The following is a 9,420-nucleotide window of genomic DNA, read 5'->3' on the forward strand; positions in this document are numbered from 1 at the left end:
TTTAGCTAGCGATCGCTGGCTCATACTCAATCAAAAAGCTTGGTATGCTAATGATATTTTCACCACCTCAAATATAGGGAAAAGCAACCCTTGATTATACCACAAAATATTTATGCAAGAGTTCTTTAGTAGACGACCTAGACCATCCCGACGATATTATCTGCCGCGTGTGCGATGTGCTACAAGTCATCTGGGGCGATAAATCAGAAGCCATCGAACAAGAAGCCTGCGAAATTCTTGGCGTTAAAGGCCTGCGCGACTACTTCCGCAAACCTAGTAATGGTGGTTTTTGGACTGACCACATTAAACGCTACTCAAAAAGCCGCCGCAAAGCCCCCATTTATTGGCTACTGCAATCCTCTAACAAAAACTACAGCATTTGGATTTACTATCATCGCTTAGATAAAGATATCCTTTTCAAAGCCCTGGTTAACTATGTCGAACCCAAACTGCGCTTAGAAGAAAGTAACCTGCAACAACTCCGCAGCCAACAAGAAGCAGTAGGCACATCAGGAAAAGCTGCCAAACAACTAGAAAAACAGATTGACCGTCAGGAATCCTTGATTTCCGAACTGTACGACTTCCAAGACAAACTGCGCCGCGCCGCTAACCTCAACCTAGAACCAGACCTCAACGATGGCGTTGTTCTTAATATCGCTCCTTTGTGGGAAATAGTACCCTGGAGTGAAGCCAAAAAATATTGGCAAGAATTGACTGCTGGTAAATATGAGTGGTCTTCTATTGGTAAACAACTGAGGGCAAAAGGGATAATATCTGCATGATCCGCACTATCCCAACAAAAGAATCTCTCACAGTCGAGTTCAAAAGCGATCGCTCTCGTCTACCTGACCGAGAACTGATTGAGACAGTCGTGTGCCTTGCTAATACCGATGGTGGTGAAATTTACCTCGGCGTTGAAGATGATGGCCAGGTGACTGGTTTGCATCCCCAACATCAGAATTTATCTACTTTAGCTGCCATGATTGCTAACCGGACTAACCCCCCGGTCAGTGTCCGTGTTACAGGACTTCAGGAAGAAGGTCAAACCATTGCCCAGATTCAAGTCCCCAAATCTCCACGTCTGGTAGCCACTTCTGATGGTCTTTTACAGCGTCGTCGCCTACAAGCCGACGGGACTCCCCAGTGCATCCCCTTCTATCCCCACGAATTTGCCAGTCGTCAATCCGATGTAGGTTATCTTGATTACTCATCATTACCAGTAGACGCAGCCACTGTAGCCGACTTTGACCCTCTAGAACGGGAACGTCTGCGCCAACTAATAGAACGCTATGGGGGCGATCGCACTCTGTTATCCCTCAGTGATGAAGAACTAGACGGTGCTTTGGGGTTTGCGCGTTCTCGTAAAAGCGATACCTTTGGCACGCTAGGCGATCGCGTTCCTACAGTCACAGGATTACTGATTCTAGGTCGAGAAGCAGCACTGCGGGAACACATACCAACTCATGAAGTTGCCTTTCAATTACTCGAAGGTACTCAAGTGCGAGTTAATGATTTTTACCGCACACCCATGTTGAAACTGTTTGAGCGAGTTTTGGAACAGTTTGAAGTGCGTGTTGAAGAAGATGAAATCCAGATCGGTCTATTTCGCGTACCCGTTCCCAACTACGACCGACGTGCATTTCGTGAGGCTTTTGTTAATGCCTTAATTCATCGGGATTATACCCGAATGGGAGCAGTTCACGTCCGTTGGGAAGATTACGGCATTGTCATCAGCAACCCAGGAGGATTTGTCGAAGGTGTAACCTTAGAAAACCTGCTAGTTGTAGAACCCAGACCCAGAAATCCCTTCTTAGCCGATGCTATTAAGCGCATTGGACTCGCCGAACGTACCGGACGCGGTGTAGATTTAATTTACCAGGGGTTACTCCGCTACGGACGACCTGCACCCGATTATCAACGCAGTGATGCATATTCAGTAGTCGTCAGGCTTCCCGGCGGAGAAGCTGATCTACCGCTTTTGCAGGTTGTGATCGAAGAAGAAAATCGCAGGCAAAGTCCTCTCCCGGTTGAATCTCTGATTGCTTTGGCTCAATTGCGCCAGGAAAGACGGTTAGATACCACCACCCTAGCTCAAGCCATTCAACGGAATGAAGCGATCGCCCGCAGCGTGCTAGAACGCCTAGTAGAATCGGGTTTAGTTGAAGCTCACGGCGTCAAAAAAGGGCGTACCTACACTTTAAGTCCAAGAATTTATCGTGAATTGGGACAGTCAGCCGATTACGTTCGACAAGCCGGTTTTGATTCCATCCAGCAAGAGCAAATGGTAATAAGTTATGTAAATACTCACGGCAAAATTACCAGACAAGAAGCGATGGAACTATGTCGGATTAGCGAAGACCAAGGGAGTCACCTGCTGCGTAAATTAAGTGCTAGCAAGCAGTTGAGATTAGTGGGCAAAGGTCGAGGAGCTTATTATGTTAAGCCATAATCGCGCCGAAACACGCGATGCGTGTTTTTTAAACGCGCAGGCGTGTTTAATCACGCGAATCCGTGAGTAAAGTGGGGTGATAAATCCAGGGACAGATAATCACGCTTTCCTGGCCAATCATCCTAACTGATATGGTTATTGTTACTAATTACCTCTGCAAACTAATTACAAAGCAAATAGACGATAATGGCATCGTTGTCTGGTATGACCCTGACCGCCACTACACTGAGATTGTGCATACCCTGAGTATTCACAATACAACCGTTACCTGCTACTCCGATACCTTTTTTGGTTTACGCCACAAAATAGACCATCTCCTGGATGACTTAAACCCCCCTCGATTACTAATTTACGTACCTATCGATCCTATTGAAACTAATAACGCCTTAGTGGAATTAGAAGCCGCAGGCGTAATCATGAAACCAGGACAACAACCTCCCAGCCGCAACACCAAACTGTCTGTGGTTGCCCGCAATGCCTTAAAACCCATCTTGGGAGACGATACAACCGCCATTATCGAAAAACAGGTAGAAGCGGGAAAACTGACCCTAGCGGAACTGAATGCGATCGCAGAAAAAGGTGAAGGCATCACCCAAGGAGTTGTCATCACTATCTTTGGTACTGGGAATCCCCAAGAAGTAGCATTGACTTTTTTGGCAAGTGAAAACTATGACCGTGCCATTATCAGTAAAAGCGCTAGCCAAGAACTTGCTGTATTATTGCAAAGCACTTTTGAAATCCAACTCCCAGCCGAGGAATCTCCGAGTAGCTACCGTGTAAGACTAGCAAGACACATCCTCGCCACCGAATTTATCAACCTCATTCAGGGAGACATTCCCAACCAGTTAAGTAGTATCCAAATTGCCACAAAATCTGCCACCCGCGACGCTTGTATTAACCTAGCTAAAACCTGGCGATTGCGGCGTGACCTCAAAGAGAGCTACATCAACCATGCCAATCAAGTCGAAACAGAATTAGCGATCGCATCTCTTGACTTGCAACAGCACCAAATAGCCAACCTAGAAACTTTTCTTGCTGTTGAAAAGACGCTGCAACGCCTGATCGAAACCACCTTGCTAACGGATGTTAATTTACAAATTGACGAAATTATCAAATCCCGGCAATCAAGTTTTTGGTCAGAGAATTATCCTGATGTTCAGGCACATTGGGCGCTAACTGCCGTAGCAGGTCAACTGCTACAAGAAGCTAACCGCATTGAGAGAGAATTGAAATCACCTGCGGCTGATGTGCAAACTATCTTTAATGCCTACACCGATACAGAAACGCCTTGGTGCGTACTAGATACTTACCACCGCCATCTAGAACGCCGCTGGCATGACTTTGAGTGGGGTTTGCATGACCGTTATCAAAGTTTAGAAAAGCTGGTGAACCAAGCCAGAAATCGCTACATGAATGTTGGTTCACAGTTAGCTGAAGCTTTTGTCCGCCGCTATGAAGCAGCTAAGTTCCGTCTTCCTGGCATCATGCGGCAAACTGAAGTGTTTATTAAAGCAGTCAAACCTAAATTAGCAGAGGGTAAAACCGCCTATGTATGGGTAGACGCTCTACGCTATGAAATGGCGTGGGAATTAAGCCAAACTCTGAGAGAGGACTATAACCTAGAAATTCAAGCAGCGATCGCAACAGTTCCAACAATCACCGAAATTGGCATGGCGGCATTTCTTCCGGGTGCAGAGACATCAGCCACCGTCGTAACTGCTGGTGACAGTAAACTGGGGCTAGAAATTAACGGCACAGTTGTCAAAGACCGACCAGGACGGATCAAATTCCTTCAAGACAACACCGGAGTAAATGTTTTTGTCACCAAACTGGGAGATTTATTACCCAAACCGAAGAGAAAAGAACGAGAAAGCATCCAGCAAGCCAAATTAATTCTCGTGACCTCGCAGGAAATAGATTCTATTGGCGAAGGCGACAACGTGCGTCTTGCCCGCCGGACAATGGATGAAATTCTGAATGAACTAAAGAAAGCGTTTCGGGTTCTCACCGAATTGGGTGTAGAAACTATTATTTTTGCTGCTGACCACGGCTATCTGTTTGGGGAAGAACTCACCGAGGATATGAAAATCGATTCTCCTGGTGGCGACACCGCAGACCTACATCGGCGCGTTTGGGTTGGTAAAGGGGGAAGGGCTGATACTGCTTTTCTGCGGGCTAAACTATCAGATTTTGGTTTAGGCGGAGATTTAGAAATTGCTACACCTTGGAACTTTGCTTGTTTTAAAGTCAAAGGTGGGACAGAAGCTTACTTTCATGGCGGCTTGTCACCTCAAGAACTGATCATACCTGTAGTTACTTTAATACCTAAGCAAAATATATCTGTAGGAATTACTAGTGAAATCTCTTGGACAATCGAACCAGGCAGTCAAAAAATTAGCACACGCTTTTTCTCCGTAACAATTAAAGGCGACGCTACAGGCATATTTGAACTAGTACCTCCCAAAGTGCGGGTAGAGGTGCGAGTGAAAAAAGATTGTATTTCTCAACCTGCCACTGCCTCCTATGGCTTTGAAGAAGCAACAGGTGATGTACAACTGCAAAAAAAAGCCGATAATCCCAGAGCTATCGAATCAAATACTGTAGCCTTGATGATTACACAAGATCAGCCAGCTAAAACAGTAGCATCCGTTCATCTACTGGATGCCGTCAGTGGTGCAGAATTAGCAAGGATATCAAAGATAGAGATAGCGATCGCCATTTAATCAATTAAAAAGGTTTAAACTTTGTTTGCTTATCTTGATTAAGTAGGTTAAAAGCGTATCAGCTTAATGTAGGTGAGAATCAATGCCGGAACTAGACAAAAAAGCAGCATCAGTATTCGCAGGTAAAGTTGTTCGCAAAGACTTGGTGCGAAAAGTCAAAGTTGGGGTCAATGTTCCGGTGTTTGTATTGGAATACTTGTTGGGGAAATACTGTGCCACTAACGACCCTTTTGCCATTGATGCTGGTCTGAAAGTTGTCAATTCTACCCTAGCTCAAAACTTTGTCCGCCCTGACGAAGCCAATAAAGCCCAATCCCTCGTCCGTGAAAAAGGGCGGCACACCCTTATTGATAAAGTTAAAGTTCGCTATCTTTCTGAAGACGACAAATATTGGGCAGAGTTTACTAACTTTGGTCATAAATACGTTCATATCCCAGACCGCTACATCAAAGATTATGACCGACTGCTAATGGGTGGGATTTGGGCACAGGTAGACCTACGCCACGAATTTGATGAAGAAGCATCAGGTAAACGTAGTCCTTTTTGGGTTGACAATATTAAGCCAATTCAACTTGCGACTTTTGATCTCGACGAATACCGCCAGTGCCGCAGCCAGTTTAGTACTGATGAGTGGATTGACCTGCTAATTCGCAGCATTGGGTTAGAACCTAGTCACTTTAATCGCCGAATGAAATTGCTGTTTCTGATCAGACTCATTCCCTTGTGCGAACAAAATTACAACCTAATTGAACTTGGCCCTCGTGGTACTGGCAAATCCTATGGCTATCAAGAACTTAGCCCCTACGCCATTTTATTGACTGGGCCTACTACTGTTGCTAACCTTTTCTACAACATGGCCACGGGTAAAATGGGGCTGATTGGCTTATGGGATGCAGTAGCATTTGACGAGGTGGCTGACCTGCAAAAAATGCCCAAAGAAGTCATCACCACCCTCAAAACCTACTGCGAATCTGGGACGTTTGCCAGAGGCAAAGAGGCATTGTCAGGAAGTGCCTCCTTAGCCATGTTTGGTAATACGAACCAACCAGTGGAAGTTATGGTGCGGTCTTCGCATTTGTTCACACCTATGCCAGACATAATTCGTGAAGACATGGCTTTTCTCGACCGGATTCATTATTATATTCCCGGCTGGGAAATCCCGAAAATGCGAATTGAGTTTTTCACAGATCATTATGGGTTTGTCGTGGATTATCTTGCTGAAGCATTGCGGGAATTACGCCACCATAATTTCACAGAGTTGGTTGACCACTACTTTTCTCTAGGTTCTCACCTTAATGCCCGCGACGTGAAAGCTGTCCGCAAAACAGTGGCAGGATTAGTTAAGTTAATCCACCCTGGTGGGGACGTGACAAAAGAAGAAATGTCTGAACTAGTGGAGTTGGCAGTAGAAGGCCGTCGCCGAGTGAAAGAACAATTGAAGAAAATGGGTTCCTTCGAGTATCATCAGACTTCCTTTTCTTACATAGATATCGACACTCGCGAAGAACGTTACGTTGGCGTACCAGAAGAAGGTGCGCGGGATTTAATTTCTACAGATCCCCTTGCTCCTGGTAGTCTTTATGTTGCTTCAGTAGATGACCAAGGCAAAGTAGGACTGTATCGTCTGGAAGTAGGGTGTGCTGCCGGGACTGGGAAGTTGAAAGTGGCTGGTGGCATTGACAGCAATATGAAGGAATCGATCAATCGAGCTTTTGCCTACATTCAAGGAAACAAGGTCAATATGGGAATTGCCCAGACTGTAGCAACAACTGATTTTCACGTTGAAGCTATTGATCTATTAACAAATCGTGTTTCTTGCGACTTAGGAGTTGGCCTATTGGTGGCGATATATTCTGCCATCAAAAAACATTCAGTGCAGTCAGGGTTGTTAATTTTAGGCGACCTCAGCATTCAAGGCAATATTAAAGCTGTTCGTTCTTTAGCTGAACCACTGCAACTAGGAATGGATAATGGGGCGCGTCGTGCCTTAATTCCAATTGAAAATAAGCGTCATTTTCTAGAGGTGTCAGCAGACATCATGGAGCGGGTTGATCCCATTTTTTACAGTGACCCATTGACAGCAGCTATGAAAGCTTTGGGTGTGAATTGATCAAATTGTATATCTCAAGTTGCCACGTTTTAGGATACAACGAGTTTGAAAACAGGTTCTAGGCAATCTGTTGGGTTAATGAAAAATCCTCAGCGATGAATGTTAAATGGAGCGCAAGCATTTAAGAGTAAGTAGGCAGCGAAAAGAATATTGCAAGAGATTAGCGTATTCCGTCATCCAATCTAATGATTTGGTAGCCTATGAAGATTTAAATGTGAAGCGCATGGTCAAGAACCGACATCTAGCTAAATCAATATCTGACGCTGGTTGGTCAATTTTTCGTCAGTGGTTAGAGTATTTTGGACATAAATATGGGAAGGTAACGGTTGCCGTGCCTCCCCATAACACTAGTCAAAATTGTTCCAACTGTGGGCAAAAAGTGAAGAAGTCTCTATCTACAAGGACTCATGTTTGTCCTCACTGCAACTATGTAGAAGATAGGGACGTAAACGCCAGCATCAATATTCTCAAACTTGGATTAACTACGGTGGGGCATACCGAAACCTTTGGTGCGATTCGTTCAGTCGAAACCTGAACAAGGGGGATGACTGGCAATGGTTGAGTAACCCAACTCCGGGTAGAGTTCGCACTTCAATCCTCAACCAGTGACAACTCAATATCCATGTAGGTGAGGAAATCTAGCCAAGCATTAGCCTAGACAGCTAGATGAGAAAGGAAAAAAAATATTCAAATGACTAAATTGAATTATAACCCAATCAAAAATACACCAAATCCTACTGTCCCGGTGCGGGATTAAAAGCACACAAACTACCAGAATTCTGGTAGCCCCTACATCGCAGACTGATTATCAAAGGTGTAAAGCGGGGGTGAAAGCAGGAATAGGTGGTAATTGCTGAAAGCACCTACTGCAAGTAAGAGTCCAATGGGTAGAGAAAGCGAAGTGTCACCTGAACCATCGTCATCCGGTTAACAAGGAAAATAAGCAAATGAATACAATTCATTCCTTGTGTTGGAAATATCCGGCAAAGGTAGAGACTATCAGGATTCGTAAACCGTGATAGCGCACCACTCTTAACCTCGGTGGAGAGACACACCCTAAAGGCTCAATTATGGATATTGGGAACGAAACAACCCCTCATGTTCTCCTGAAATTGGTAACAGGTAGGCATCAGCCATAAGACATGAAGGCGCAGGATGACTCAAGAAGCAAAAGCCTAACCCGAATTAACGGGTAATGCCTTAAAAGGGATGGCGTAACTGCCAGGATAAGCAGACGTGAGCCGCAGTGTGGGAAAGCTAGAGGTAACAGTAGCCATGAATAAGCCTAATTCGGATTCAGAAATGAATACTGAGGGATGGAGAACTATCAATTGGCGACAAGCTGAAAGATATGTCTTTAAGTTGCAAAAACGCATCTATGCTGCTTCCCGCCGTGGTGATGTCAAGTTATGCCGCAAACTCCAAAAGACGCTGATGAGGTCTTGGTCTAATAGGGTGCTAGCGGTACGTAGGGTAACAGTGGAAAACCAAGGTAAAAAGACGGCAGGAGTGGACGGTCTGAAGTCACTGCCCCCAAAAGTACGTCTTGAACTGGCAGGGCAATTAAAGCTAACTGGCAAATCCAAACCTACTCGTAGAGTATGGATTCCAAAACCAGGAAGAGAAGAAAAACGCCCATTAGGAATACCAGTAATGTACGACCGCGCACTACAAGCTGTAGTTAAAGCTGCACTTGAGCCAGAATGGGAGGCGGTATTCGAGCCAAATTCCTATGGATTTAGACCCGGAAGGTCATGCCACGATGCGATAAAACAGATTAAACTCTGTATTCAAGGCAAGGCAAAATTCGTGCTAGACGCCGATATAGCCAAATGTTTTGACCGCATCAACCATGAAGTACTGCTCCAAAAGTTGAACGTCAAAGGCAAAGTCAGGCAACAAATAAAAGCTTGGCTAAAATCCGGCGTTATAGACCAAGGAGCATTTACCGCCACATCTGAGGGAACACCACAAGGTGGGGTCATCTCCCCACTTTTGGCAAACATAGCCCTTCACGGTTTAGAAAATCAGATAAAGCAATATGCGGAAACATTACCAGGGGGGAAACGGGACAACCTAGCCAGCCTGAACTTAATCCGCTATGCTGATGACTTTGTGGTTCTCCACGAAAACATAAC

The 9,420-nt window shown here is 45.1% G+C and carries 5 protein-coding genes and 1 pseudogene; all 6 read left to right on the forward strand.

The features are described from left to right. Nucleotides 1–176: 176 nt before the first annotated feature. A complete protein-coding gene (locus LC608_RS35380) occupies nt 177–782 on the forward strand; it encodes a BREX-1 system adenine-specific DNA-methyltransferase PglX (RefSeq protein WP_229557970.1) in 606 nt (201 codons plus the stop codon). Continuing rightward, nucleotides 779–2,449, forward strand: a complete 1,671-nt coding sequence (locus LC608_RS35385) for an RNA-binding domain-containing protein (protein WP_229557971.1) — start codon at nt 779–781, stop codon at nt 2,447–2,449. The genes LC608_RS35380 and LC608_RS35385 overlap by 4 nt, the downstream gene beginning before the upstream one ends. Before the next feature lie 131 nt (nt 2,450–2,580). Then, nucleotides 2,581–5,172 (forward strand): PglZ domain-containing protein, encoded by a 2,592-nt coding sequence (locus LC608_RS35390; protein WP_229557972.1) that lies wholly within the window; start codon nt 2,581–2,583, stop codon nt 5,170–5,172. 82 nt (nt 5,173–5,254) lie between these two features. Beyond that, nucleotides 5,255–7,282: a protease Lon-related BREX system protein BrxL gene (gene brxL / locus LC608_RS35395; RefSeq protein ID WP_229557973.1), complete on the forward strand. Its 2,028-nt coding sequence runs from the start codon at nt 5,255–5,257 to the stop codon at nt 7,280–7,282. 112 nt (nt 7,283–7,394) lie between these two features. Continuing rightward, nucleotides 7,395–7,817, forward strand: a pseudogene (locus LC608_RS35400) (RNA-guided endonuclease InsQ/TnpB family protein); the annotation flags it as partial. Nucleotides 7,818–8,518: 701 nt separating this feature from the next. Beyond that, nucleotides 8,519–9,420 (forward strand): reverse transcriptase domain-containing protein (locus LC608_RS35405; RefSeq protein WP_374108493.1); only part of this gene is annotated, 902 nt, incomplete at its 3' end.

It is taken from the genome of Nostoc sp. XA010, from assembly GCF_020829625.1.
Classification (GTDB): domain Bacteria; phylum Cyanobacteriota; class Cyanobacteriia; order Cyanobacteriales; family Nostocaceae; genus Nostoc.